This is a genomic window from Pseudomonas boreofloridensis (assembly GCF_030580795.1).
Taxonomy (GTDB): domain Bacteria; phylum Pseudomonadota; class Gammaproteobacteria; order Pseudomonadales; family Pseudomonadaceae; genus Aquipseudomonas; species Aquipseudomonas boreofloridensis.
In genome coordinates this window covers 22946-47299 of the sequence record NZ_JAUQOQ010000002.1, presented here as the reverse complement: position 1 = coordinate 47299, position 24354 = coordinate 22946, and the positions used below count along the sequence as shown (strand labels likewise).

General features: G+C 65.2%; 23 protein-coding genes and 1 tRNA gene. 16 read left to right on the top strand and 8 right to left on the bottom strand.

The features are described 5' to 3' along the window. Positions 1-30: 30 nt before the first annotated feature. Together Q6A47_RS02400 and Q6A47_RS02395 are read right to left on the bottom strand one after the other, a co-directional pair. On the bottom strand, positions 31-276 hold the full coding sequence (locus Q6A47_RS02400) for a TIGR02647 family protein (RefSeq protein ID WP_039581529.1): 246 nt from the start codon (positions 274-276) through the stop codon (positions 31-33). A 45-nt stretch (positions 277-321) separates the two neighbouring features. Next, a complete protein-coding gene (locus tag Q6A47_RS02395) occupies positions 322-627 on the bottom strand; it encodes a hypothetical protein (RefSeq protein ID WP_029612559.1) in 306 nt (101 codons plus the stop codon). A 151-nt stretch (positions 628-778) separates the two neighbouring features. Here Q6A47_RS02395 and Q6A47_RS02390 point away from each other — a divergent pair, with 151 nt between their 5' ends. Next, positions 779-1438: a glutathione S-transferase gene (locus Q6A47_RS02390; protein WP_029612560.1), complete on the top strand. Its 660-nt coding sequence runs from the start codon at positions 779-781 to the stop codon at positions 1436-1438. Between the two features lie 39 nt (positions 1439-1477). Here Q6A47_RS02390 and argH read toward each other — a convergent pair whose 3' ends face one another. Beyond that, positions 1478-2872, bottom strand: coding sequence for an argininosuccinate lyase (argH, locus tag Q6A47_RS02385; RefSeq protein ID WP_039581526.1), 1395 nt, complete (start codon positions 2870-2872; stop codon positions 1478-1480). A 307-nt stretch (positions 2873-3179) separates the two neighbouring features. Here argH and Q6A47_RS02380 point away from each other — a divergent pair, with 307 nt between their 5' ends. From Q6A47_RS02380 to rsd, 7 genes are all read left to right on the top strand, one after another. Beyond that, complete coding sequence (locus Q6A47_RS02380) at positions 3180-3920, top strand: LytR/AlgR family response regulator transcription factor (protein WP_295481257.1); 741 nt, start codon at positions 3180-3182, stop codon at positions 3918-3920. 116 nt (positions 3921-4036) lie between these two features. Further along, a complete protein-coding gene (gene hemC, locus Q6A47_RS02375; RefSeq protein WP_304482850.1) occupies positions 4037-4978 on the top strand; it encodes a hydroxymethylbilane synthase in 942 nt (313 codons plus the stop codon). Continuing rightward, positions 4975-5742, top strand: coding sequence for a uroporphyrinogen-III synthase (locus Q6A47_RS02370; RefSeq protein WP_304482849.1), 768 nt, complete (start codon positions 4975-4977; stop codon positions 5740-5742). The genes hemC and Q6A47_RS02370 overlap by 4 nt, the downstream gene beginning before the upstream one ends. Before the next feature lie 46 nt (positions 5743-5788). Beyond that, positions 5789-6889 carry a uroporphyrinogen-III C-methyltransferase gene (locus Q6A47_RS02365; RefSeq protein ID WP_304482848.1) on the top strand — a complete coding sequence of 367 codons (1101 nt, stop codon included), beginning with the start codon at positions 5789-5791 and terminating at the stop codon, positions 6887-6889. Further along, positions 6886-8124: a heme biosynthesis protein HemY gene (locus tag Q6A47_RS02360; protein WP_304482846.1), complete on the top strand. Its 1239-nt coding sequence runs from the start codon at positions 6886-6888 to the stop codon at positions 8122-8124. The genes Q6A47_RS02365 and Q6A47_RS02360 overlap by 4 nt, the downstream gene beginning before the upstream one ends. Before the next feature lie 288 nt (positions 8125-8412). Continuing rightward, the gene (locus Q6A47_RS02355; protein WP_304482844.1) at positions 8413-8913 is read left to right on the top strand and encodes a disulfide bond formation protein B; all 501 of its coding nucleotides are present in this window, start codon (positions 8413-8415) and stop codon (positions 8911-8913) included. Between the two features lie 221 nt (positions 8914-9134). Then, entirely contained in the window at positions 9135-9605 is a 471-nt protein-coding gene (gene rsd / locus Q6A47_RS02350; protein WP_295481254.1) for a sigma D regulator, read from the top strand. A gap of 1 nt (position 9606) precedes the next feature. Here rsd and Q6A47_RS02345 read toward each other — a convergent pair whose 3' ends face one another. Then, a complete protein-coding gene (locus Q6A47_RS02345) occupies positions 9607-10251 on the bottom strand; it encodes an FKBP-type peptidyl-prolyl cis-trans isomerase (protein ID WP_369811411.1) in 645 nt (214 codons plus the stop codon). A 246-nt stretch (positions 10252-10497) separates the two neighbouring features. On the opposite strand from Q6A47_RS02345, the gene Q6A47_RS02340 reads away from it, so the two are divergent. Then, a complete protein-coding gene (locus tag Q6A47_RS02340; RefSeq protein WP_304482842.1) occupies positions 10498-11454 on the top strand; it encodes an AlgP family protein in 957 nt (318 codons plus the stop codon). Here Q6A47_RS02340 and Q6A47_RS02335 read toward each other — a convergent pair. Then, positions 11430-11912: a TIGR02444 family protein gene (locus Q6A47_RS02335; RefSeq protein ID WP_304482841.1), complete on the bottom strand. Its 483-nt coding sequence runs from the start codon at positions 11910-11912 to the stop codon at positions 11430-11432. The genes Q6A47_RS02340 and Q6A47_RS02335 overlap by 25 nt on opposite strands. A 71-nt stretch (positions 11913-11983) precedes the next feature. Here Q6A47_RS02335 and Q6A47_RS02330 point away from each other — a divergent pair, with 71 nt between their 5' ends. The 3 genes from Q6A47_RS02330 to Q6A47_RS02320 all read left to right on the top strand — a co-directional run bounded on the left by Q6A47_RS02330 (position 11984) and on the right by Q6A47_RS02320 (position 14976). Further along, positions 11984-13894 carry an ATP-binding cassette domain-containing protein gene (locus Q6A47_RS02330; RefSeq protein WP_039583299.1) on the top strand — a complete coding sequence of 637 codons (1911 nt, stop codon included), beginning with the start codon at positions 11984-11986 and terminating at the stop codon, positions 13892-13894. A gap of 100 nt (positions 13895-13994) precedes the next feature. Further along, positions 13995-14627, top strand: a complete 633-nt coding sequence (locus Q6A47_RS02325) for a LysE family transporter (RefSeq protein WP_295481251.1) — start codon at positions 13995-13997, stop codon at positions 14625-14627. A gap of 106 nt (positions 14628-14733) precedes the next feature. Further along, positions 14734-14976 (top strand): DUF2789 domain-containing protein, encoded by a 243-nt coding sequence (locus Q6A47_RS02320; protein WP_029612566.1) that lies wholly within the window; start codon positions 14734-14736, stop codon positions 14974-14976. Positions 14977-14980: 4 nt separating this feature from the next. Here Q6A47_RS02320 and Q6A47_RS02315 read toward each other — a convergent pair whose 3' ends face one another. The 3 genes from Q6A47_RS02315 to Q6A47_RS02305 all read right to left on the bottom strand — a co-directional run bounded on the left by Q6A47_RS02315 (position 14981) and on the right by Q6A47_RS02305 (position 17530). Next, positions 14981-15418 carry a CBS domain-containing protein gene (locus tag Q6A47_RS02315; RefSeq protein ID WP_029612567.1) on the bottom strand — a complete coding sequence of 146 codons (438 nt, stop codon included), beginning with the start codon at positions 15416-15418 and terminating at the stop codon, positions 14981-14983. 154 nt (positions 15419-15572) lie between these two features. Beyond that, positions 15573-17303, bottom strand: a complete 1731-nt coding sequence (locus Q6A47_RS02310; protein ID WP_029612569.1) for a dipeptidase — start codon at positions 17301-17303, stop codon at positions 15573-15575. Between the two features lie 150 nt (positions 17304-17453). Beyond that, a tRNA-Arg gene (locus tag Q6A47_RS02305) sits at positions 17454-17530 on the bottom strand. Positions 17531-18026: 496 nt separating this feature from the next. Here Q6A47_RS02305 and gabD point away from each other — a divergent pair. The 4 genes from gabD to Q6A47_RS02285 all read left to right on the top strand — a co-directional run bounded on the left by gabD (position 18027) and on the right by Q6A47_RS02285 (position 24346). After that, positions 18027-19469, top strand: a complete 1443-nt coding sequence (gene gabD, locus Q6A47_RS02300; protein WP_116889716.1) for an NADP-dependent succinate-semialdehyde dehydrogenase — start codon at positions 18027-18029, stop codon at positions 19467-19469. A 178-nt stretch (positions 19470-19647) separates the two neighbouring features. Then, positions 19648-20925, top strand: a complete 1278-nt coding sequence (gene gabT, locus Q6A47_RS02295; protein ID WP_116889714.1) for a 4-aminobutyrate--2-oxoglutarate transaminase — start codon at positions 19648-19650, stop codon at positions 20923-20925. 134 nt (positions 20926-21059) lie between these two features. After that, entirely contained in the window at positions 21060-22388 is a 1329-nt protein-coding gene (locus Q6A47_RS02290; protein WP_304482837.1) for a response regulator, read from the top strand. 203 nt (positions 22389-22591) lie between these two features. Then, positions 22592-24346, top strand: a complete 1755-nt coding sequence (locus Q6A47_RS02285) for a ShlB/FhaC/HecB family hemolysin secretion/activation protein (protein WP_039581483.1) — start codon at positions 22592-22594, stop codon at positions 24344-24346. The last annotated feature ends 8 nt before the right edge of the window (positions 24347-24354 follow it).

The window sequence follows — 24354 nt, the reverse complement described above, 5'->3', positions numbered from 1 at the left end:
GTGCGATCCCGAGAAAGCGTCTTTACGTGGCTAGGCCGGCTGTGGTGACTTGAGCACGTTCAGCAGCAGTTGCACGCTCTCGACCGCGTCGTGACCGAGGCTGGTCAGGTAGCCGCCATCGGGCTGATCGGTGAGCTGCTTCTCATGCAGGCGCTTGGCGGCGGCGATGAGCGAGGGCGAAGCGTTGGCGTGAATCTTGATCCCTTCCTGGCTGCTGTCCAGGTTGAACAGGGCAAGCACTTCCAGTTCGGCGATCAGATCGGGGGTGAAGGACATGGGCAACTCCTGACTTCCAGACGAGGATGGAAGTCAGGAGTGTAGTCAGACTTGTTCGTCGTCGCCTTGATTTGCCTCAGGCGGCAGTTCCGGCAGGGCGCGCAGGGCGTTTTCGTACCATTGGGTATTGAACGCGCGGTCTTCATTGAGCAGCGCGTCGATCTCGATGGCCAGCACGTGGGCCATGAGGTTGAGGATATCCTCATGCGCGTAGCCGACCAGGCTCAGCTTGTTGTAGGTGGCCTTGGCGGCGGGCGGATTGCCGCTTTCGATCTGGTTTTCGATAGCCTGGGTCAGGGTGGCTTCGGCGAAGGCTTCGTCGTCGTTGTCGAGGTCGGTGGGTTCGCTCATGGCGCTGCTCCTGTGGATAAGGCGCACAGTGTGCCATGCCTGCCTGGGCAATGCCCCATCATCGACGTGCGCCATGATGCTGGTCAGAGCAGGGCCAGTGCGGCTATAAACGTGCGGGCCAACCCCTCACACGGCCTGGAGGCTGTACCCCATGCTCAAGCTCTACGGATTCGCGGTCAGCAACTACTACAACATGGTCAAACTGGCCCTGCTGGAAAAAGGCGTGCCTTTCGAGGAAGTGCTGTTCGTCTCCGGGCAGACCCCGCAGGTGCTGGCGGTGAGCCCGCGCGGCAAGGTGCCGGCGCTGGAAACCGAGCACGGTTTCCTGAGTGAAACCAGCGTGATCCTCGAGTACATCGAGCAGACCCACCCCGAGCATCCGCTGCTGCCCCGCGATGCCTTCGAGCTGGCCAAGGTGCGCGAGCTGCTCAAGGAAATCGAGCTGTACATCGAACTGCCCGCGCGCACCTGCTATGCCGAGGCGTTCTTCGGTCAGCCGGTGGAGCCGCTGGTCAAGGAGAAAGCCCGTGCCGAACTGTTGGTGGGCTTCGCCACGCTCAAGCGCAATGGCAAGTTCGCGCCTTATGTGGCGGGCGAACGCCTGACCTTGGCGGACCTGATGTTCTGCTTCTCGGTGGATCTGGCCTGCGCGGTAGGCAAGAAGGTGCTGGGCATCGATTTCCTCGCTGACTTCCCGCAGGCCGCAGCCTTGTTGCAGAAGTTGCAGGAAAACCCGCACATGGCGCGGATCGTCGCCGACAAGGAAGCGGCGATGCCGGCGTTCCTGGAAATGATCAAGAACAAGCGCTGAAGGGGCCGGGGCTGGCGGGCAGCCCCGACCGTTGCTCGATCAGCGTGCGGCCAGCAGCGCCTGGCCGCGAGCGACGGCGGCGCGCACCTGGGCAGGTGCGGTGCCGCCGATGTGGTTGCGCGCGTTCACCGAGCCTTCCAAGGTGAGCACGGCGAACACATCCTGCTCGATCTGGTCGCTGAACTGGCGCAGCTCTTCCAGGCTCATCTCGGCCAGGTCCTTGCCGTGGTCGACGCCGTACTTGACCGCGTGCCCGACGATCTCGTGGCAGTCACGGAACGGCAGACCGCGACGCACCAGGTAGTCGGCCAGGTCGGTGGCGGTGGAGAATCCGCGCAGCGCGGCCTCGCGCATGATCGCGTGCTTGGGCTTGATCGCCGGAATCATGTCGGCGAAAGCGCGCAGCGAGTCGCGCAGGGTATCGGCGGCGTCGAACAGCGGTTCTTTGTCTTCCTGGTTGTCCTTGTTGTAGGCCAGCGGCTGACCTTTCATCAGGGTGAGCAGGCCGGTGAGGGCGCCGAACACACGGCCGGTCTTGCCGCGCACCAGCTCCGGGACGTCCGGGTTCTTCTTCTGCGGCATGATCGAGCTGCCGGTGCAGAAGCGGTCGGGCAGGTCGATGAACTGGAATTGCGCGCTGGTCCACAGCACCAGCTCTTCGGAGAAGCGCGACAGGTGCATCATCGCCAGGCTCGCGGCCGCGCAGAATTCGATGGCGAAATCGCGGTCGGAAACGCCGTCCAGCGAGTTGCCCGAGACCGCCTCGAAGCCCAGCAGCGTGCAGGTGAGTTCACGGTCGATGGGATAGGTGGTGCCGGCCAGTGCGGCGCTGCCCAGGGGCATGCGGTTGACGCGCTTGCGGCAGTCGACCAGGCGCTCGTAGTCGCGGCTGAGCATTTCGAACCAGGCCAGCAGGTGATGGCCGAAGGTCACCGGTTGGGCGGTCTGCAGGTGGGTGAAGCCGGGCATGATGGTCTCGGCTTCGCGCTCGGCTTGAGCCAGCAGGCCCTGCTGCAGGCGGGTGATTTCGGCCAGGATCAGGTCGATCTCGTCACGCAGCCACAGGCGGATGTCGGTGGCGACCTGGTCGTTGCGGCTGCGGCCGGTGTGCAGCTTCTTGCCGGTGACGCCGATGCGGTCGGTCAGGCGCGCTTCGATGTTCATGTGCACATCTTCCAGATCGACGCGCCAGTCGAACTGGCCCGCTTCGATTTCGCCCTGGATGGTGTTCAGCCCGTCGATGATCGCGTCGCGTTCGGCGTCGGACAGCACGCCGACCTGCGCCAGCATGGTGGCGTGGGCAATCGAACCCATGATGTCGTGACGGTACAGGCGCTTGTCGAAATCGACCGAGGCGGTGAAGCGGGCGACGAAGGCGTCGACGGGCTCGCTGAAGCGGCCGCCCCAGGACTGGTTGGTCTTGTCGGTGCTCATGGATCCACTCATAGAAGGCGTGAATGAAAAAGTGGCGCCGATGATAGCAGGGTTGGGCTGCCGTCCGTAGGACAGCGGTCGGCGCGATGGCCGTTTTGCGGCATGCCAGCGGCGCTACAGGATATTCAGCGATTGAACGGCAGCGTTCCACGGACCGTCTACAGTTTCACAGAGGGCCGGCAGCGATTCTGTCGGACCAGTGAATCTTTGGCCTTCGCATGGGTCTGTAGCGTGACCGCAACACGGTCCACCGACTCCTGTCACGCAGACCCACCTTGCGAGACTCACTCAGGAATCCAGCGCAATTATGAATGTCCTGATCGTTGACGATGAATCCCAGGCCCGTGACCGCCTGAGCCGCCTGCTTGGCGAGCTGGAGGGCTACAACGTGCTGGAACCCAGTGCCACCAGCGGCGAGGAGGCCCTGGCACTGATCGACAGCTTGAAACCCGACGTGGTGCTGCTCGACACCCGCATGCCAGGCCTGGACGGCCTGCAGGTCGCGGCTCGCCTGTGCGAACGTGAGGCGCCGCCCGCGGTGGTGTTCTGCCTCGATGACGACGAGTTGGAGGCGTTCAACCACAGCACCCTCAGCCACGTCGGCCACGCCACCCAACCCCAGGCATTGCGCGATGCCCTGCGCAGGGCCGACAAACCCAACCGTACCCAGCTCGCGGCACTCACCCGGCCCGCCACCGAAGCCGGTGGAGGCCCACGCAGCCATATCAGCGCGCGCACCCGCAAAGGTATCGAACTGATTCCGCTGGGTCAGGTGATCTACTTCATCGCCGATCACAAATACGTGACTTTGCGCCACGAAGGTGGCGAGGTGCTGCTGGACGAGCCGCTCAAATCCCTGGAAGACGAGTTCGGCGAGCGCTTCGTGCGCATCCATCGCAACGCGCTGGTGGCGCGCGATCGCATCGAGCGGCTGCAGCGTACGCCGCTTGGCCACTTCCAACTGTTCCTCAAGGGCCTGAACGGCGATGCGCTGACCGTCAGCCGCCGGCATGTAGCCGGTGTGCGCAAGATGATGCAGCAGCTCTAAGCCTTGCCCGCGCATGGCCGTCGCCAGGGATGGCAGGCCTTGTGATGACCTGGATCTGCTAGCCAAGCGAGCCGAGCTGTTATCATCGCCGGCATTTCTCTGCTTCGGTGCGTCAGATGTCCACTCGCGAAATCCGCATTGCCACCCGTAAAAGCGCCTTGGCCCTGTGGCAGGCCGAATACGTCAAAGCGCGCCTGGAACAGGCGCATCCCGGTCTCATCGTGTCCCTGGTGCCGATGGTCAGCCGTGGCGACAAGCTGCTCGACGCGCCGCTGGCGAAGATCGGCGGCAAGGGGCTGTTCGTCAAAGAGCTGGAAACCGCCCTGCTCGACAACGAGGCCGACATCGCCGTCCATTCGATGAAGGACGTGCCCATGGACTTCCCCGAAGGCCTGGGTTTGTACTGCATCTGCGAACGCGAAGACCCGCGCGATGCCTTCGTTTCCAACACCTTCGACAGCCTTGATGCGCTGCCGGCCGGGAGCATCGTCGGCACGTCCAGCCTGCGCCGGCAGGCGCAGTTGCTGGCCCGTCGCCCAGACCTGGAGATCCGTTTCCTGCGCGGCAACGTCAACACACGCCTGGCCAAGCTCGATGCCGGCGAATACGACGCGATCATCCTGGCGGCAGCGGGGCTGATTCGCCTGGGGTTCGAAGCGCGTATCACCTCCAGCATCGGCATCGACGACAGCCTTCCGGCGGGTGGCCAGGGCGCAGTGGGCATCGAGTGCCGCAGTGCCGACCGGGAAATCCATGCGCTGCTGGCTCCGCTCGACCATGCCGACACGGCGGATCGGGTCAAGGCCGAGCGGGCGATGAACAAGCGTCTGAACGGTGGCTGCCAGGTGCCGATCGCCTGCTACGCCGTGCTTGAAGGCGATGACCTGTGGCTGCGCGGGCTGGTGGGCCAGCCCAGCGGCGGGACGTTGCTGATGGCCGATGCCCGCGCGCCGCGCGCCGAGGCTGAGCGCCTGGGTGTGCGGGTGGCCGAAGCACTGCTGGCGCAGGGCGCCGAGGCGATCCTCAAGGACGTCTACGGCGAGGCCGGTCATCCGTGAGCAACTGGCGCCTGCTGCTGACTCGGCCTGCCGAGGAATGCGCGGCGGTGGCGCAGGTGCTGAGCGCATCGGGTATTGCCAGCAGCAGCCTGCCGTTGTTGACCATCGCGCCTGTCGCCCTGGACGCTGCCGCGCGGCAGCGACTGGATGCTATCGGCAGCTACCAGGCGATCATCGTCGTGAGCAAGCCGGCCGCGCGCCTGCTGCTGGATCGGCTCGCCGACGCCGCCCTCGCCGCGCCGCGCCACGGCTGGTTCAGCGTGGGCGAAGCCACGGCCCGGGTGCTCCAGGCCACGGGCCTGCAGGTGACTTACCCTACAGCCGGTGATGACAGCGAGGCCTTGCTCGGTGTGTCCGTCCTGCGCGAGGCTATCGCGGTTCCTACAGCACGTGTCCTGATCGTCCGTGGCAAGGGTGGTCGCGAACTGCTGGCCGAGCGTCTTGGTGAGCAAGGTGCTAGTGTCGAATATCTGGAACTGTATGAACGTCGCCTGCCGGATCATCCGCCAGGCAGCCTGCTGCAACGGATCGAAGCGGAACGCCTGAACGGGCTGGTGGTCAGCAGTGGGCAGGGTTTCGAACATCTGCAGCGGCTCGCTGGCGCCCAGTGGCCCCGCGTTGCGCAGATGCCCCTGTTCGTGCCGAGCCCACGGGTCGCCGAGCAGGCCAGGGCAGCAGGTGCCCAACAGGTTGTGGATTGCCGTGGCGCCAGTGCCACGGCTTTGCTGGCAGCCGTGCAGCGCAGCGCTGCACCTGCCTCTTAAGGCGCCCAGCGCAGAGCGACGGCGCCCCCATGCAAAGGATGGATACGTGAGCGAGACTGTCTTGTCCAACAACGAACAACCCACGGCGGCCGAGGCGCCGCACACCCCCGTCGAGCAGCCGGCCAAGCGGGCTGGCAACGGCCTGGCCATGCTGGCGCTGCTGTTTGGCGCGGCCGGTCTGGGCGTTGGCGGTTGGGGCGCATGGCAGGTGCATCAGTTGCAAGGCAACGAGCAGGGCCAGGGCGAGCATATCGAGGCGCTGAACCAGCGCGCCGAGGCGTTGCAGCAGCGTCAGCAACAACTGGGCTCGCAGCTCGCCGGCCTGCCGGCAGCCAGTGAACTGGAAGATCGCCGGCGTCTGGTAGCGCAGTTGCAGGGCGACCAGCAGCGGCTGAGTCAGCGCCTGGAAACGGTGCTGGGCGAAAGCCGCAAGGAATGGCGGCTGGCCGAGGCTGAGCATCTGCTGCGCCTGGCCACGCTGCGTCTGTCAGCCTTGCAGGACATCACCAGCGCCACGGCACTGGTCGAAGGCGCCGACGAGATTCTGCGCGAGCAGAGCGATCCTGGTGTGTTCGCCGCGCGTGAGCAGTTGGCGCGCAGCCTGGCGACCCTGCAAAGCACCCAGCAACCTGACCGAACCGGCCTGTTCCTCAAGCTCGCCGCGCAGCGCGAGCAGGTCCAGCAACTCAGCGCCCTGGCGCCGGAGTTCGACAGCGATGCCAACGCGGTGGGTGCGCTGACCGAAGACGGCGACTTCAGCTCGCGTCTGTCGAACTGGTGGGCAGAAATTTCCAAATACTTCCAAGTCGACTTCAATGCCGACCAGAACGTGCGTCCGCTGTTGGCCGGGCAGTCGCTCAGCCAGGTGCGCCTGGCGTTGAGCCTGACCCTCGAACAGGCCCAGTGGGCCGCGCTCAACGGTCAGGACAAGGTGTACACCCGTGCCCTGGACGATGCCCGCAGCGTGCTGCTGGCCAACTTCAATGCCGACAATCCGCAGAGCAAGGCCATGCTCGACAGCCTCAACGCCCTGGCCGAACAGCCGGTGTCGGTGCAGGTTCCCGATCTGGCTGAAAGCCTGGCGGCGGTGCAGGCCTACATCCAGCGCCGGCACCTGCCGGCCGAGGGTGAGGGGGCCAAGCCATGAAGCGTGTCTACCTGCTGGCCGTGCTGGCAATCGTCGTTGCGGCGGGGCTGGGCGTGGCCATCGCCAAGCACAGTGGCTACGTGCTGATCGCCTACGGGGGCTTCCGCTATCAGTCGGGGCTGTGGGCGGCGCTGGCCGCGTTGGTGGTGTTCGTACTGGCCCTGCTGCTGCTGCGTTATCTGGTGGGATTGGTGCTGACTTCCAGCGGCGTGGTCAACCCATGGTCGCGACGCAACCGTCGCCGTCGTGTGCGCATCGCCATCGAGCAGGGGCAGTTGGACCTGGCCGAGGGTCGCTGGGCCAGTGCTCAGCGTCACCTGCACCGTGCCGCCGAGGCCGAGCGTCAGCCGCTGTTGTATTACCTCGGTGCGGCGCGCGCTGCCAACGAGCAGGGGCGTACCGAGGACAGTGACCATTTGCTCGAACGCGCCTTGGAGCGTCAGCCCCAGGCCGAGCTGGCCATTGCGCTGACCCATGCGCAACTGCAGATGGACCGCGGCGACACCGACGGTGCGCTGGATACCCTGCTGGTGATGCAGGAGCGCCATCCGCACAACGTCCAGGTGCTGCGTCTGCTGCAGCGTCTGCACCGCGAGCGCGGCGACTGGCCCGCGTTGATTCGCCTGCTGCCCGACTTGCGCAAGGGCAAGGTACTGCCGGCCCCAGAGCTGGCCGAACTGGAACAGCGTGCCTGGGGGCAGAATCTGAGCCTGGCTGCCACGCGGGGTGAAGATCCACAGGCGGCGCGTCAGTCGCTGGAGCGTGCCTGGCAGCAACTGACCTCGGCCCAGCGCCATGAGCCGCAGTTGGTGTTGGCCTATGCCGAGCAACTGCGTCAGGTGGGCGCCCAAGGGGAGGCGGAGCAGGTGCTGCGCAGCGCCTTGAAGCGTCAGTATGAAAGCCACTTGGCGCGTCTGTACGGGCTGGTGCGTGGTGACGATCCATTGCGCCAGTTGCAGACCGCCGAAGGCTGGCTCAAGGACCACCCGCAGGACCCGAGCTTGCTGCTGACCCTCGGTCGTCTGAGCCAGCAGAACCGCCTCTGGGGCAAAGCTCGCGACTACTTCGAGAGCAGTCTGCGCATGCAACGCAACCCGGAAACCTGTGCCGAGCTTGCGCGACTGTTGGCAGGGCTGGGCGAGACCGAGCGCAGCAATCAACTGTTCCAGGAGGGTCTGGGGCTGCTCGACGAGCGTCTGCTGGCCCTGCCGTTGCCTGAGGCGGTCCAGGCCTGAGCGGCGTCTGGGTGCCGGAGCCGTGTGATTCTGCTGCGTGGCCCGGCATCGCCTGCGCCTTGATCGGGTGCCGCTGGGCACCCTGACCGCCGCAGTATTTACGGCCTATTTCAATCAGGCGGGTCAGACGCTACTGCATTGTCGTTAAGGCCTAGGATTCTTCCTACCGACATCAGAAATCTTTCCCTTCCAATGAACGACTTCTTCCCTCTGTAGCAACTTGAAACAGCGGTCCTCTTTCCTCTACCGTTTCAAACCACTCCGAACACCATGGGATTCGCATCGGTCATGTCGCAGGTTCGCTCGCGCCCTCTGTTCTTCTTAGGCTTGCTCGGCTCGGTGCTGGCCTTGGCGGCAGCGTTCGTCCTCGAGAACTGGCTGGGGTTGGTGCCGTGCCCGCTGTGCCTGAGCCAGCGTTTGCTGCTAGCGCTCTACGGCGTCATCTGTGTGTGCGCTGTCCTGCACGCACCGGGGCTCAAAGGCGCCCGCGCCTATGCGTCGATAGCAATGGTCGTGGCCACTCTCGGCCTGGCTTTGGCCGCCCGGCATGTCTGGTTACAGGGCGAGTGGCCGACCGTATCGGCCGAACCGTTCGAGCACACCTTCCAGCGCTCCTGGGCGCAGGCGCTGGCGCGCTTGTTGGTTGGTAACTCCGAGTGCGTGTCGATCAGTTGGAGCTTCCTCGACCTCACCCTTCCAGAATGGAGCTTGCTGGCGTTCCTGGCGCTGGCGGCACTGCCCTGCTGGCACCTGTTGGCGTGGCGCCGACGCATGCCGGGCAAGGGTTGACCTGGGGCAAGCGCACGACCAGCGGCTCGGGCCAAGGCTATCGAACGCTTGTATGAACTTAGTCCACTGCGTACCTTGATGGGCAGCACGTGCGGGAATAATCTGCCCTGCACACATACCTAAATCACACGGTTCGATGCCGTTGCGCTGATTTCACCGCTGTGTCGCCCGATCGAGGCGCCGGGTGCAGCTGCATCTGCCCAGCTAGGGAAGAGACTGCCATGCTCGATAGTTGCCAGAACGCCCAGGAACGGTGGGGCGGGGTCCACAAGCTGATCGACCGTTGGCTCAAGGAGCGTCACGAATTGGTGCAGGCGTTCTACGCCTTGCGTGACGCCAAGCCTGCCTTCGCCGACAAGGACAAGAATCGCGACTTCTGCGCGGCGCTGGTCGACTATGTATCGGCGTGGCACTTCGAGATCAGCGAGCAACTGGTCAGCGAAGCCAAGGCCTTTGGCGACACCCGCGGCCTTGAACTCGCCACCCAGATCAACCCGCGCATCGATGACAGCACTCAGATCGCCCTGGCGTTCAACGATCACTGCGAGAAAGGCGAGTGCACCGATCCGGAGCGATTCGCCGAGAAGCTGGGCAAGCTGGGCGGGCTGTTGCATGAGCGCTTCGAGCTGGAAGACTGCCTGATCGAAGTGCTGCACACCGCGCACAAGGTCGAGGGCGCGGTGCAGGCCTGAGTCAGTCGCCCACCGCCAGCAGTTCGATCTCGAAGACCAGTGGGGTGTAAGGCGCGATCAGGTCGCCCGCCCCGTCGGCCCCGTAGGCCTGCGCCGAAGGGATCACTACTCGCCATTTCGCGCCGGTCTTCATCTGCGGTAGCGCCACCTGCCACCCCGCGATGACCGAATCCAGGCTGAACCATTGCGGCTGCTGGCTCTGATCGAACACCGAGCCGTCCGGCAACTTCCCGACATAACGAACCTGCACCCTGCCGCCGGCCTTGGGCTGTGCGCCGCTGCCGCTGGCCAGTTCGCTGTAAAGCACACCCTCGCTTAATTCATGCACGCCGGCGCGCCCGCGCTCGGTGGCCATGAAGCGCTTCTCGGCGGCCAGCAACTGGTCGGTGTGGGCCTGTGCGCCGGCCGCTGCCGCCTGTTCTTCATGCTGTTGCAGGATGGCTTGCATGCGTGACTTGTCGATACGCGGCGGTTGACCTTGATAGGCCTGGCGCAGCCCTTCGACCAGGGCGTCGAGTTGCAGGTCGGGCATTTCCTGGCGCAGGCGCTCGCCCAGGCTGGCGCCCAGGCTGTAGGCCAGGTCCTGGTCATTGGGCGGCGACGTGGGCGTGGCGGCGACGGCCGAGAAGGCCAGCGCGCTCAGCAGCAATATCGAAAGACGGTGCACGGGCGACTCCTGCGGCGTTGAGGGCGAAGTATGTCAGTCTTTCCCAGTGGCCGGGAGGCCGCCATTATCGAACAGTCACACGACGGCGGCAGACCGGCGCAGATGCAAGTTTCAAACTGTGCCCGAACATGCAACGCGTCGCCGAGAATACTGTCAACATGGCCTAGCGGCGTTAGCAGCAGAAGCATAGTATGAGCCGCACTCTCGTCAGCCAGGAGGTAAGCCATGTCGGCCAAGAAGAAGCCCGTTAGTACGCCGTTGCACCTGCTCCAGCAACTTTCCGGTAGCCTGCTCGAACATCTGGAAGAGGCTTGCTCGCAAGCGCTGGCGGATGCGGAGAAACTGCTCGCCAAGTTGGAAAAACAACGCGGCAAGGCGCAGGAGAAACTGCACAACGCCCGTCTGAAGTTGCAGGACGCTGCCCAGGCTGGCAAAGCCAAGGCGCAAGGCAAGGCCCAAGGCGCCATCGGTGAATTGGAAACGCTGCTCGATTCGCTGAAAGAGCGTCAGACCCAAACGCGCACCTATATTCAGCAACTCAAGCGCGATGCCCAGGACAGCCTCAAACTGGCGCAGGGCGTCGGTAAGGTCCGCGAGGCGGCCGGCAAGGCGCTGGATCAGCGTGCCGCCGCCAAACCCGCCGCCAAAGCAGCGTCCAAACCTGCCGCTAAGCCGGCTGGCAAGGCTGCAGCCAAGCCAGCAGCGAAGGCTCCCGCCACCAAGGCGGCCAAGGCACCTGCTGCCAAGCCTGCTGCGAAAACTCCGGTGAAGTCCGCCGCTGCCAAGCCGGCTGCTGCCAAAACCCCGGCCAAAGCGACGCCCGCCAAAGCGACTCCAGCCAAAGCGACTGCGGCCAAGCCTGCTGCCGCCAAGTCCGTCGCCGCCAAGCCTGCAGCGGCCAAAGCGCCGAGCAAAGCAGCTGCCGCCAAGCCCACCGCTGCGAAACCAGCTGCTGCCAAACCTGCCGCCGCCAAGGCTTCGACCGCCAAGCCTGCAACCGCGAAGCCTGCGGCCAAGCCAGCCGCTGCGCGCGTCGCTCGCAAACCGGCGGCGGCCAAGCCGGCAGCCAAGCCCGCTGCCGCCAAGCCAGCCGACACCGCCGCATCGTCGTCCAACTCGGCAACCCCTGCCGCGGCTCCTGTGGCCAACGGCAACGCTCAGTCGTCCTCTTCGGCCTCCTGAAGCGCAGCGGCCGCGGCGCGCAATCGATGCAGCGCGTCGTGGTCGTGGGTCGGCGCCGGCGCCAGCCGTTGCAGCCAATCATCGGCGTGTCCGTGTGGACTCGCCGACCACCCGCAGGTAATGCCCTGCAAGCGCTCCAGCACGGTGCGCTCAGCCTCCAGTTCCAACCTCTTCACCTGTTCGCGTAGCGCCGCCAACGCAGCGTCGTGCGCCGCCTGCCCGCGCCATGCCTGACGCAACGCCCGCAGCGGCGCCACCACGTCGCGTTGCCACGGCCCGCTGACCGCCAGCAACGCCTCCACCCGCTGCGGCTCTGCCGCCACGCCCCGCGCTTGCAACCAGGTGGCGCACAGCAGCAGGCAGACATCGCCGCCCAGCGACTGCAAGGCAAGACAGGCGTGCTCGACGCCTGGCCGGGCATACAAGGCCCGCGCGTGATCCCATAGATCGGTGTGCATTGGTTCGACTCGCGTCAGTGATCGAGCGCCCTGTGTGGGCCACCCGGAAGCTGATAGACTCCGCGACCATCATGATCAGACTATCCAATCTCACTTTACAGCGTGGTCCGCAGCGCTTGCTAGAAGGCGCCGAGATGACCCTGCACACCGGTCACAAGGCCGGCCTCATCGGCGCCAACGGTGCTGGCAAATCCAGCCTGTTCGCTTTGCTGCGCGGCGAGCTGTCGCCGGACGCCGGCGACTGCCAGATCCCTGCCGACTGGCGCATCGCCCACATGCGTCAGGAAGTCGATACCCTCGACCGCCTGGCCGTGGACTACGTGCTCGATGGCGACCTGCGCCTGCGCAAGGTCCAGGCCGACCTGGCTGCCGCCGAGCACGCCCACGACGGCACCGCCCTGGCGCGTTTGCACAGCGAACTGGACAGCGCCGACGGCTACACCGCCGACGCCCGTGCACGCAAGCTGCTGGCCGGCCTGGGCTTCACCAGCGCGCAGATGGATCGCCGCGTCGGCGACTTTTCCGGTGGCTGGCGCATGCGCCTGAACCTGGCCCAGGCGCTGATGTGCCCCTCCGACCTGCTGCTGCTCGACGAGCCCACCAACCACTTGGACCTCGATGCCATCCTCTGGCTCGAAGACTGGCTCAAGGGCTATCCGGGCACGCTGCTGCTGATCTCCCACGACCGCGACTTCCTCGATGCCGTGGTCGACCACGTGCTGCATGTCGAGCAGCGTAAGTTGAACCTGTACAAAGGCGGCTACAGCGCCTTCGAACGCACCCGTGCCGAACGTCTGGCGCAGCAGCAACAGGCCTACGAGAAGCAGCAGGCGCAGCGCGCGCACATGGAAAAGTACATCGCCCGGTTCAAGGCCCAGGCCACCAAGGCACGTCAGGCGCAGAGCCGGATCAAGGCCCTGGAGCGCATGGAGGAACTGTCGGCGGCGCACGTCGATTCGCCATTCGATTTCGTCTTCCGCGAAGCGCAGAAAATCTCCAGTCCGCTGCTCGACCTGTCCGAAGGCCGGCTGGGCTATGGCGACAAGACCATCCTGGAGAAGGTCAAGCTGCAGCTCACTCCCGGCGCGCGCATCGGCCTGCTCGGCCCCAACGGCGCGGGCAAGTCCACCCTGATCAAGAACCTGGCTGGCGAGCTGGAGCCGCTGGGCGGTCGCCTGGCACGCGGCGAGAACCTGGCAGTGGGCTACTTCGCCCAGCACCAGCTCGACTCGCTGGACGACAAGGCCAGCCCGCTGCTGCACCTGCAACGTCTGGCGCCGAGCGAGCGCGAGCAGACCTTGCGCGATTTTCTCGGCGGCTTCGATTTTCGCGGCGATCGCATCGACGAGCCGGTGCTCAACTTCTCCGGTGGCGAAAAAGCCCGGCTGGCCTTGGCGCTGATCGCCTGGGAGCGGCCGAACCTGCTGCTGCTCGACGAGCCGACCAACCACCTCGACCTGGAAATGCGCCTAGCGCTGACCATGGCCTTGCAGGAGTTCGCCGGTGCCGTGGTGGTGGTCTCCCACGACCGTCATCTGCTCAAGAGCACCACCGATGATTTCCTGCTGGTGGCCGACGGCAAGGTCCAGCCTTTCGACGGCGACCTGGACGACTACAGCCGCTGGTTGATCGACTATCGCCAGCGCACCGCGCCGGTCAGCAGCACCCCGGTCAACCCGGACAAGACCGACAAGAAGGCCCAGCGCCAGGCCGCCGCCGCGCTGCGTCAGCAACTGGCGCCGCACAAGAAAGCGGCCGACAAGCTGGAAACCGAACTGGGCCAGGTGCACACGCAACTGGCGCAGATCGAGACGGCCTTGGGCGATGCCGAACTTTACGAGGCGGCGCGCAAGGACGAGCTGCGCGAGTTGCTGGCGCGTCAGAGCAGCCTCAAGCAACGTGAAGGCGAGCTGGAAGAAGCGTGGATGCTGGCGCTGGAAACCCTGGAGAGCATGCAGGCGGAGCTCGAAGCGCTGTCCTGAGCGGCGCTGCTGCGTGGGCATTCGCGCAAAAACCACTGGTGCTTTTTTGGCCAGGACCGTAGCTTAACGTTTTGCAACATTAGCGCGAGTGAGGTGTGCGATGTCGATGGAGACCTGGTTGGCGTTCTTCGCTGCGTGCTGGGTGATCAGCCTGTCGCCGGGCGCCGGGGCGATCGCCTCGATGTCCAGTGGGCTGCAATACGGTTTCTGGCGCGGCTACTGGAACGCGCTGGGCCTGCAACTGGGCTTGATCGTGCAGATCGCCATCATCGCCGCCGGGGTGGGCGCCATCCTCGCCGCCTCGGCCACCGCGTTCCAGGTGATCAAATGGTTCGGCGTCGCCTACCTGGTGTATCTGGCTTATCGCCAGTGGCGGGCCTTGCCGATGGACCTCACCGACCCCTCGGCGGTGCGCCCCATCGGCAAGCCGCTGAGCCTGGTGTTCCGGGGCTTCCTGGTCAACGTCAGCAACCCCAAGGCGCTGGTGTTCATGCTGGCGGTCCTGCCGCAGTTCATCGACCCGCACGCACCGTTGCTGCCCCAGTACCTGACCATCACCGTCACCATGATCAGCGTCGATTTGCTGGTAATGGCCGGTTATACCGGCCTGGCCTCGCGGGTGCTGCGCCTGATGCGCACGCCCCGGCAGCAGAAGCGCCTGAACCGCACCTTCGCCGGGCTGTTCATCGGCGCCGCGACGTTCCTCGCGACCCTGCGCCGCGCGCCTCTGTAGGCGGCGCGGCGTTTTTTCCAGCGGATAGGTGCATCGGATCGAGTCAGTGCGGCCTGCGAGCTGTCTAGAGGTAGGCACCCCTTAGACCTACCCGGAGGTACGCACCATGGACGCACCGACTCACGAGTTCTCGGAAATCTTCAAGCAGTTGGGCCTGGATGACGATCCTGTCGAGATCGACCGCTTCATCACCACCCATTCCCCGCTGGACGACGACGTCAAACTGGTGGACGCGCCGTTCTGGAGCGACTCGCAGCGCGCCTTTCTCAAGGAAAACTACATCGCCGATTCCGACTGGATCGTCATGATCGACCAGCTCAACGAGGCGCTGCACAAGCCCAAGGCCTGAGGCGTCACTCGCCGCGGATGTACTGCTCCAGTTGCAGGATCAGGTTGGCCTGCTCGGCGATGGTTTCCTTGACCAGGTCACCGATCGACAGCAGGCCCAGCAACTTGCCGTTGTCCACCACCGGCAAGTGGCGCAGATGCCGGTTGGTCATCAGGTTCATGCAGTATTCCAGGTTGTGCTTGGGCTCCACGGTGACCACCGGCGCGCTCATGATCTCGCGCACTGGGGTGACCGCCGACGAGCGGCCTTTGAGCACCAGCTTGCGCGCATAATCGCGCTCGCTGACGATGCCCACCACCTGATCGCCTTCCACCACCGGCAGCGCCCCGATATTCACTTCCGCCAAGAGCTTGAGTGCGTCGAGCACCGAATCGTCAGGGCCGATGGTGTAGACGGTCTGATGCTGGGATTTGCTCTTGAGGATGTGTTCGACGTTCTTCATGGCGGCCTCGGCAGTGAAAAAAGCTGTCCTGGAAAGCCTCAAGCATCCAAGACCGCGCGTGGCCGGGCAATGCAGGAAACGGCATGGAGCCGATTGAAAAACGTCATTGGCGGGAAAAATCCGAGGGCTGGCAGGCAGCCCTCGGCAGGCGTCGCTAGAGCGTGGGCATCTGCCCGATGCGCGCGACCATTTCACTGACCACCTGCAGGTCGAGCATGAACTGCTCTACGGTCTTGAACTCGTTGTCGTTGTGACCGGTGTACTTCACGCCGGGCATGGCCAGACCGAACTGCACACCATTGGGTAGGTCATGCACCGAGGTGGCACCGGCGGAGGTGCCGAACTCATGGGGCAGACCGAGGTTCTGGCTGGCAACGTCGAGCAGCGCCTTCACCCACGCGCCTTCGGGGTTGCGGTACATCGGCTCGTCGAGGCTGTAGTCGAAGGCCACGGCGGTGTGGGTGTCGTTCGACCAGGCACCGAGCTTGCTGCCCAGCTCGTCCTTGAGGGTCTGGATCGACTTGCCCTTGGGAATGCGCAGGTTCACCGCCAGCTTCAGGCCCTTGTCGTCCACGCCAACGAACGTCGGTGAGGCGGTCAGCGGCCCCATGAAGTCGTCCTTGAAGCCGATGCCCAGCTTGCTGCCCAGGTAGTCCAGGCCCCAGTTGTCGGCGGCGTAGCGCGCAGCGTCGGTGAAGTGGTTGCGCTTGAGCGGCACGCGTTCGCCCAGGCCGTTGAGGAAGTCGAGCATGCGCGCCACCGGGTTGACCCCCGACTGCGGCGAGGAAGAGTGCGCAGACACGCCGGTCACGGTCAGGATCACGTGCTTGCCGGACACTACGCTGTCGATCCGGAAGTCCTTGCCGTGGGCCTTGCGATAATCGGTGCCGGCCTTTTTCAGGCGTCGGGCCAGGTCCACCGGGTGGTCGCCGACCAAGGTCGCCACCGAGGTGGTGGGAATCTGGTTGGTGGCCAGGCCGCCAGTGAGGTTGATCACTTCCGCGCCTTTGCCTTCGCCCGCGCGCTTGGCGAAGCTGGCCATCACCGTGCCGTAGCCTTTCTCGGCGATGACCACCGGATAGCCGCCGTCCAGGGCCAGGTTGTAGTCCGGCGTGGCGTTGTGGGCGAAGTAATAAGGAATCGCGTCGCCGGAGGTTTCTTCGGTGGTGTCGATCAGCAGCTTGAACTGGCGCGCCAGCGGCAGCTTCTCGTCCTTGGCCACTTTCAACGCATACAGCGCGACGACGATGCCGTTCTTGTCGTCCTCGGTGCCGCGCCCGTACATGCGATCGCCCACCAGGGTGACCTTGAACGGGTCCAGGCGAGTACCGTTTTCCAGTTTCCAGTTGTCCGGGTTCACCGGCACCACGTCGGCGTGGGCGTGCAGGCCGACCACTTCCTTGCCTTCGCCGAGGGTGATTTCGTAGACGCGGTTGTCGACGTTGCGGAAGGCCAGGCCAAAGCCTTCGGCCAGCGCCTGGATCTTCGCGGCGATCTTGTGGAACTGCGGGTTGTCGTGCTGCGCCACGCCCTCGACCTGGAAGGTCGGAATCTCGACCAGCTCGCGCAGCGTCTCGGTGGCCGCTTTGCCGTACTTGATGCGGGTATAGAGGCCCAGCAGACGGTTGATCTCGTTTTGCTGCTCGGCATTCAGTGACGTGCCGGCCTGATAGGCCTGGAGGGTCTGTTCGAGCCCATCGGTCTTGGCCAGCTCATGCGTGGCCAACTGGCCGATGAACTGCTTGAAGTCGGCCGGCTCGCTGCCGTCGTAGGCTTTGAGGATGGCGGCGGATTGTTGCGGGCTGAGATTGGCGTGGGCCGGCACGCTGAGCAGGGCGAGGCTGGCCAGCAGCAGGGAGGCGGCAGAGAACTTGGGCAAGGGCATGATCGAGCGCATTCCTTCGCGAAGGTTTAAAGGGCACGTGCAAAAGTAGGAACGTGCCCACGCTACCATCAATGGCCGTGGTGAGGGGAGGGGCGCGGTGGGGGGCGCAGGAACGAAAAAGCCCCGGGAGATTCCCAGGGCTTTTGGAGATGGCGCACTCGGCGGGATTCGAACCCACGACCCCTGCCTTCGGAGGGCAGTACTCTATCCAGCTGAGCTACGAGTGCAACGCGGGCGCCATGATACCGGTCTGTGTCGATGGCGTCCATCGCCTTGATCTCTGGCAGGTTTTCCCGCAGCGCCCGGGTGGCCATCGAGCTGAATGAAACGTTTGAGTTCACCGTATTAAGGACGATCTCCGAATCGTAGCCATAAGCACCCCTCCAGGGGCCGTTTCACGCGCCTATCACATTTGCGTCAACCCGCTCGTTTAACCTGCAGGCAGTGTTGCCCTCGGCAAGCTCGTCGCTCCACCTCCGGCCCGTGAACTTCCCGACTGGACGCCACTCACCGCATTTGGCCATTCGTTCTTTTTTTCGAACAGGCTATTGTCCAACACCCCAGCAGCCGCTTAGCATTCGTTTGAGATTTCAAACGCTCGATGCCCATATCGAACACCGATTCGACCGGGTGCCAGCATCCATGACGGTCGCCTTAGCCGGCGCCTGAAGCACAATCAACCATTCGCGCCGTGCGTGTACGGTGCGGTCAAGGGAAGCCGACATGCAGCTCAAAGACGCTCAGTTGTTCCGCCAGCAGGCCTTCATCAACGGTGAGTGGCTGGACGCGGACAGCGGTCAGACCATCCAGGTGACCAACCCGGCCACGGGCGATGTCATCGGCAGCGTGCCGAAGATGGGCGCTGCGGAAACCCGCCGCGCCATCGAAGCCGCCGACAAGGCCCTGCCGGCCTGGCGCGCGCTGACGGCCAAAGAGCGTTCGGCCAAGCTGCGTCGCTGGTTCGAGCTGATGATCGAGCACCAGGACGACCTGGCCCGCCTGATGACCACCGAACAAGGCAAACCGCTGGCCGAAGCCAAGGGCGAGATCGCCTACGCGGCGTCGTTCATCGAGTGGTTCGCCGAAGAAGCCAAGCGCGTCTACGGCGACACCATTCCTGGCCATCAGCCGGACAAGCGCCTGATCGTCATCAAGCAGCCGATCGGCGTCACCGCCGCCATCACCCCGTGGAACTTCCCGGCGGCGATGATCACCCGTAAAGCCGGCCCGGCCCTGGCCGCTGGCTGCACCATGGTGCTCAAACCCGCCTCGCAGACCCCGTACTCCGCCCTGGCCCTGGTCGAACTGGCCACCCGCGCCGGCATCCCGGCGGGCGTGTTGAGCGTGGTCACCGGCAGCGCTGGCGAAGTCGGCGGCGAGCTGACCGGCAACTCCCTGGTACGCAAGCTGTCCTTCACCGGCTCGACCGAAATCGGTCGCCAGCTGATGGAAGAATGCGCCAAGGACATCAAGAAGGTTTCCCTGGAGCTGGGTGGCAACGCCCCGTTCATCGTGTTCGACGACGCCGACCTGGACAAGGCGGTCGAGGGCGCGATCATCTCCAAGTACCGCAACAACGGTCAGACCTGCGTCTGCGCCAACCGCCTCTACGTGCAGGACGGCGTGTATGACGCCTTCGCCGAGAAGCTCAAGGCGGCGGTCGCCAAGCTCAAGATCGGCAATGGCCTGGAAGACGGCACCACCACCGGCCCGCTGATCGACCACAAGGCCGTGGCCAAGGTCCAGGAACACATTGAAGACGCCGTGTCCAAAGGCGCCAAGGTGCTGTCCGGCGGCAAGCTGATCGAAGGCAACTTCTTCGAGCCGACCATTCTGGTGGATGTGCCCAAGCACGCGGCCGTGGCCAAGGAAGAAACCTTCGGCCCGCTGGCCCCGCTGTTCCGCTTCAAGGACGAGGCCGAAGTCATCGCCCTGTCCAACGACACCGAGTTCGGCCTGGCCTCCTACTTCTATGCCCGCGACATGAGCCGCGTGTTCCGCGTCGCCGAGGCGTTGGAATACGGCATGGTCGGCATCAACACCGGCCTGATCTCCAACGAAGTCGCGCCGTTCGGCGGCATCAAGGCCTCGGGCCTGGGCCGCGAAGGTTCCAAGTACGGCATCGAGGACTACCTCGAAATCAAATACCTGTGCATCAGCGTCTGATGCGCTAAGGGATTTACCTCGCCAGCGGGGCGCGAGAGCGACGTCCCGCTGGTTTTTTTGACAGCGCAGTACCTGGTGGCCAGGGCGTGCGCGGCAGTCGATCAACGAATACTGTCCGCCGTCCGCCCAGCCACCCCCGAATAACAGCGCCGTAAGCCTCGGCGCGAATGAGGGCATTATGAGCAAGACCAACGAATCCTTGATGCAACGCCGTGTCGCCGCCGTCCCACGTGGCGTTGGCCAGATTCACCCGATCTTCGTCGAGTCGGCGAAGAACTCCACGGTGATCGACGTCGAAGGCCGCGAACTGATCGACTTCGCCGGCGGCATCGCAGTGCTCAACACCGGCCACCTGCACCCGAAAGTGGTCGCAGCCGTCCAGGAGCAGCTGACCAAAGTCAGCCACACCTGCTTCCAGGTGCTGGCCTATGAGCCCTACGTCGAGTTGGCCGAGAAGATCAACAGCCTGGTGCCGGGCGACTTCGCCAAGAAAACCCTGCTGGTCACCTCCGGCTCCGAAGCCGTGGAAAACGCCGTCAAGATCGCCCGCGCCGCCACCGGCCGTGCGGGCGTGATCGCCTTCACCGGCGGCTACCACGGCCGTACCATGATGACCCTGGGCCTGACCGGCAAGGTCGTGCCGTACTCGGCTGGCATGGGCCTGATGCCCGGCGGCATCTTCCGCGCCCTGTTCCCGAGCGAACTGCACGGCGTGAGCGTCGATGACGCCATCGCCTCGGTCGAGCGCATCTTCAAGAACGACGCCGAGCCGCGCGACATCGCCGCGATCATCCTCGAGCCCGTACAGGGCGAAGGCGGTTTCCTGCCGGCGCCGAAAGAGCTGATGCAGCGTCTGCGCGCCCTGTGCGACCAGCACGGCATCCTGCTGATCGCCGACGAAGTGCAGACCGGCGCTGGCCGTACTGGCACCTTCTTCGCCATGGAGCAGATGGGCGTCGCGCCTGACCTGACCACTTTCGCCAAATCCATCGCTGGCGGCTTCCCGCTGGCCGGTGTGTGCGGCAAGGCCGAGTACATGGACGCCATCGCCCCAGGCGGTCTGGGCGGCACCTACGCGGGCTCGCCGATCGCCTGCGCCGCGGCCTTGGCCGTCATCCAGGTGTTCGAGGAAGAGAAACTGCTGGAGCGCAGCAAGGCCGTCGGCGAGCGCCTGACCGCTGGCCTGCGTGAAATCCAGCAGAAGCACCCGATCATTGGCGACGTCCGTGGGCTGGGTTCGATGATCGCCGTGGAAGTGTTCGAGAAAGGCACCCACACGCCGAACGCGGCGGCCGTGGCACAAGTCGTGGCCAAGGCGCGCGACAAAGGCCTGATCCTGCTGTCCTGTGGCACCTACGGCAACGTCCTGCGCATCCTGGTGCCGCTGACCGCCGAAGACGCGCTGCTGGACAAAGGCCTGGCCATCATCGAAGCGTGCTTCGCCGAACTGGCGTAATTCACGGCTTCGCTGGAAAAACCCGCTTCGGCGGGTTTTTTTATGCCCAAGTCCGGCAGGTGGCGCTATGGTGTCCAGAGGATGTTTCCGGAAGCTGCGAAGGATCGTGCGTCACTGATTGCCAGGAGTTGCCCATGAATGCTGCAGATCCCCTTCCACCGCGCGTGCTGATCGCCGAAAGCGACCCCTGGGTTCGCGACATGCTGCGCGAGATGCTGCTGAGCGTGCGCTGCGACGCGCGCCTGGAAGTCTGCGCCGACGGCTCCCAGGCGCTGAGCGCCTTGTCCAGCAAGCCCGACCTGATCATCGCCGCCCGCGAGCTGGTGGGCCTCGACGGCCTCGATCTGCTGCGCAGGGTGCGTGGCCGGCGCGAACAGGCCGCGCTGCCGTTCATTCTCATGAGCGAGCGCAACGACAGCGCCAGCGTCAAGGAAGCGCTGCCGCTGCACCCTACCGCCTACCTGAGCAAGCCGCTGAACCTGGACAACCTGCGCAAGCGTCTGGAAAACCTGTTGCTGGAAGTGGGCGAGCAGATCGCCTGCCCGGTGCCGCCGCTGCAGCCCGGCGCTCGCCTGCCGGCGTTCCTCGAGCAACGCCGCGCCAGCGCCGACGGCGGTCCGCTGCTCGCGGACGTGCAGGCGGCGGTCAAGCGTGCGCTGAGCCCGCAGGGTCTGGACCTGCGCGTGCTGGAGGAAGACATCCGCACTGATCCGCAGATCACCGCCGTGCTCATCGCCGCCGCCAACAGCGCCGCCCTGCACCGCGAGAAACCGGTGCAGACGCTGCTTCAGGCGCTCAACCAATTGGGCAGCACCCAGAGCATGAACCTGGTGCTGGGGCTGACCCTCAAACGCAGCGCGCGCCTGAGCGATCCGCTGCTGACCCACCACGCGGCGCATTTCTGGAACCTCTCGCTGCGCACCGCCGACTACGGCCGCACCCTGGCGCAACAGCTCGACCTCGACCCGGAGCGCTGCTACTGCGCCGGCCTGCTGCATTGCCTGGGCGATCTGGCGGTGCTGCGCACCTTGCAGGAGTGGCGGCTGGCCGGGGGCGAGCTGGACGAAGATCAGGTGCAACTGTCGCTCAACGAATTCGGCGCGCCGTTCGGCTCGGCCTTGCGCACCCGCTGGCGCCTGCCGCTGGACCTGCGCGAACTGATCGCCGCCATCTACCAGTTGGGCGGCGGTGTGTATTCGCGGGAGATCCTGGCGATGAACCTGGCCGGGCAACTGTCGCGCCTGCCGGCTTCGCAGAACAACGCCAAGGTCGCCAGCAGCAAGACCGCGCGCCTGCTCAAGCTCGGCCTGCCGGAGCTCAACCGTCTGCGCGAGCCGCCTGCGGCACTGGCCGTTGAGGCCGTGCCGGACGCGCCTCTGACCGAACACGCGACCGATTCAGAACCCGCGTCGCAACCGCCAGCGGTGTCAGGCGAGGAGACAGACACGCCCCCCACCGCCTGATCCGCCCAGCGCTGATGAACGCACGACGAAATACGCCGTGCGTTTCGCGATCCCGTTCACAGATTCGTGCTTTGTAGGACTATTCCTACGAACGGTCGCAACTTTCCGACTAATTCTCCGTCTCAACGCTCGGCTGACCGCGCTTCATTCCTTCCCTGCGCGGCGCCCCTTCTTACCTGATCTTCGGCCCACAAGGATGTGCCATGCTGCCACTCGCCCGTCGTTCGGCGTTGGTTGCGCGCGTCTCGCGCGTCACCGCTGCTCACTGCCTGTCATCCGCCTGGCTATTGCTCGCGGGCCTGCTCGCCACCCAGACATCCCTGGCGGCCGGTCCCGAAGAAGAACTGCAGCGCCAGCGTGAGCGTGAGCGGGTGCTGCGCGAGCAACTCGATACCCGCCCCGACGTGCGCCTGGAAGCGGCGCCTGCCGAGGGCGCCACCGGGCGCCTGCCGCAAAACGAAACCCCGTGCTTTCGCATCCAGCAGATTCGCCTGATCGGCGACGCCGCCGAGCAGTTTCAGTGGGCCTTGCGCGCGGCCAATCCCGCGCATGACCCGGCGCTGGGCCAGTGCCTGGGGGCAGGCGGTCTGAACCTGACCATGAAGCGCGTGCAGAACGCGATCATCGAGAAAGGCTTCGTCACCACCCGCGTGCTCGCCGAAGCCCAGGACCTCAACAGCGGCATCCTGGTCTTGACCCTATTGCCCGGACGCATCGGCCAGATTCGCTTCGACGCCGCCACCAGCAGCCGCGCCAATGCCTGGAACGCGCTGCCGGCCCGGCCGGGCGACCTGCTCAACCTGCGCGACATCGAGCAGGGCCTGGAGAACTTCAAGCGCGTGCCCACCGCCGATGCCGACATCCGCATCGCCCCGGCCAGCGCCCAGGACGCCAAGCCCGGTGAAAGCGATGTGATCATTGCCTGGCGCCAGCGCTTCCCGGCCCGCCTGAGCCTGTCGGTGGACAACAGCGGCAGCAAGACCACCGGCAAGTACCAGGGCGCCGTGGCCTTGTCGCTGGACAACCCGCTGTCGCTCAACGACCTGTTCTACGCCAGCTTCAACCACGACTTGGGCGGCGGCGAGTCCGGCAGCAAGGGCACCAAGGGCCACACCCTGCATTACTCGGTGCCGTTCGGTTATTGGCAGTTGGCCTTCACTACCAGCGAATACGACTATCACCAGACCGTCGCGGGCGTGAACCAGAACTTCAGCTACCGGGGCGAAAGCCGCAATAACGAGTTGCGCCTGTCGCGCCTGGTGTACCGCGATGCAGTGCGCAAGACCACGCTATGGAGCAGCCTGTGGACGCGCTCGTCGGACAACTTCATCGACGACACGCAGATCGAGCAGCAGCACCGGCGCATGGCCGGCTGGCAGGCCGGTGTCGGTCACCGCGAATTCATCGGCGCCTCCACCCTCGACCTGGGCCTGAGCTATCGCCGCGGCACCGGCGCGCACGGCGCCCTGGCCGCGCCCGAAGAAGCCTTCGGCGATGGCAGCGCGCGCGCCAAGATCATCCTCGCCGACGCCCAACTGCAAGTGCCGTTCACCGTCCAGGACCAGCGCCTGCGCTACATCGGCGCCTGGCGTGCACAGTGGAACCGTACCGAACTGGTGCCCCAGGACCGCTTCACCATCGGCACCCGCTACTCGGTGCGCGGCTTCGATGGCGAGAACATTCTCTCCGGCGACCGTGGCTGGACCCTGAGCAACGAACTGGGCCTGGCCTTGGGCAACAGCGGCCAGGAAGCCTACGCCGGTATCGACTACGGCGAGGTGGGTGGCAACGCCGCCGACTACCTGGTGGGCCGCCGCCTGGCCGGCGCGGTGGTCGGCGTGCGCGGCGGCTACCGCAACCTGACCTACGACTGGTCATGGGGCACGCCGCTGAAAAAACCTGACGGCTTCGACACCGCCCACTTCACCAGCGCCTTCACGGTCGCCCTGTCGTTCTGAGGTCAAGC

Excerpts from the sequence above, each read along its gene's own strand:
- Q6A47_RS02400 (WP_039581529.1), bottom strand. The coding sequence starts at position 276 with ATGTCCTTCACCCCCGATCTGATCGCCGAACTGGAAGTGCTTGCCCTG.
- Q6A47_RS02395 (WP_029612559.1), bottom strand. The coding sequence starts at position 627 with ATGAGCGAACCCACCGACCTCGACAACGACGACGAAGCCTTCGCCGAA.
- Q6A47_RS02390 (WP_029612560.1), top strand. The coding sequence starts at position 779 with ATGCTCAAGCTCTACGGATTCGCGGTCAGCAACTACTACAACATGGTC.
- argH (WP_039581526.1), bottom strand. The coding sequence starts at position 2,872 with ATGAGCACCGACAAGACCAACCAGTCCTGGGGCGGCCGCTTCAGCGAG.
- Q6A47_RS02380 (WP_295481257.1), top strand. The coding sequence starts at position 3,180 with ATGAATGTCCTGATCGTTGACGATGAATCCCAGGCCCGTGACCGCCTG.
- hemC (WP_304482850.1), top strand. The coding sequence starts at position 4,037 with ATGTCCACTCGCGAAATCCGCATTGCCACCCGTAAAAGCGCCTTGGCC.
- Q6A47_RS02360 (WP_304482846.1), top strand. The coding sequence starts at position 6,886 with ATGAAGCGTGTCTACCTGCTGGCCGTGCTGGCAATCGTCGTTGCGGCG.
- Q6A47_RS02355 (WP_304482844.1), top strand. The coding sequence starts at position 8,413 with ATGTCGCAGGTTCGCTCGCGCCCTCTGTTCTTCTTAGGCTTGCTCGGC.
- rsd (WP_295481254.1), top strand. The coding sequence starts at position 9,135 with ATGCTCGATAGTTGCCAGAACGCCCAGGAACGGTGGGGCGGGGTCCAC.
- Q6A47_RS02340 (WP_304482842.1), top strand. The coding sequence starts at position 10,498 with ATGTCGGCCAAGAAGAAGCCCGTTAGTACGCCGTTGCACCTGCTCCAG.
- Q6A47_RS02335 (WP_304482841.1), bottom strand. The coding sequence starts at position 11,912 with ATGCACACCGATCTATGGGATCACGCGCGGGCCTTGTATGCCCGGCCA.
- Q6A47_RS02330 (WP_039583299.1), top strand. The coding sequence starts at position 11,984 with ATGATCAGACTATCCAATCTCACTTTACAGCGTGGTCCGCAGCGCTTG.
- Q6A47_RS02325 (WP_295481251.1), top strand. The coding sequence starts at position 13,995 with ATGTCGATGGAGACCTGGTTGGCGTTCTTCGCTGCGTGCTGGGTGATC.
- Q6A47_RS02320 (WP_029612566.1), top strand. The coding sequence starts at position 14,734 with ATGGACGCACCGACTCACGAGTTCTCGGAAATCTTCAAGCAGTTGGGC.
- Q6A47_RS02315 (WP_029612567.1), bottom strand. The coding sequence starts at position 15,418 with ATGAAGAACGTCGAACACATCCTCAAGAGCAAATCCCAGCATCAGACC.
- Q6A47_RS02310 (WP_029612569.1), bottom strand. The coding sequence starts at position 17,303 with ATGCCCTTGCCCAAGTTCTCTGCCGCCTCCCTGCTGCTGGCCAGCCTC.
- gabD (WP_116889716.1), top strand. The coding sequence starts at position 18,027 with ATGCAGCTCAAAGACGCTCAGTTGTTCCGCCAGCAGGCCTTCATCAAC.
- gabT (WP_116889714.1), top strand. The coding sequence starts at position 19,648 with ATGAGCAAGACCAACGAATCCTTGATGCAACGCCGTGTCGCCGCCGTC.
- Q6A47_RS02290 (WP_304482837.1), top strand. The coding sequence starts at position 21,060 with ATGAATGCTGCAGATCCCCTTCCACCGCGCGTGCTGATCGCCGAAAGC.
- Q6A47_RS02285 (WP_039581483.1), top strand. The coding sequence starts at position 22,592 with ATGCTGCCACTCGCCCGTCGTTCGGCGTTGGTTGCGCGCGTCTCGCGC.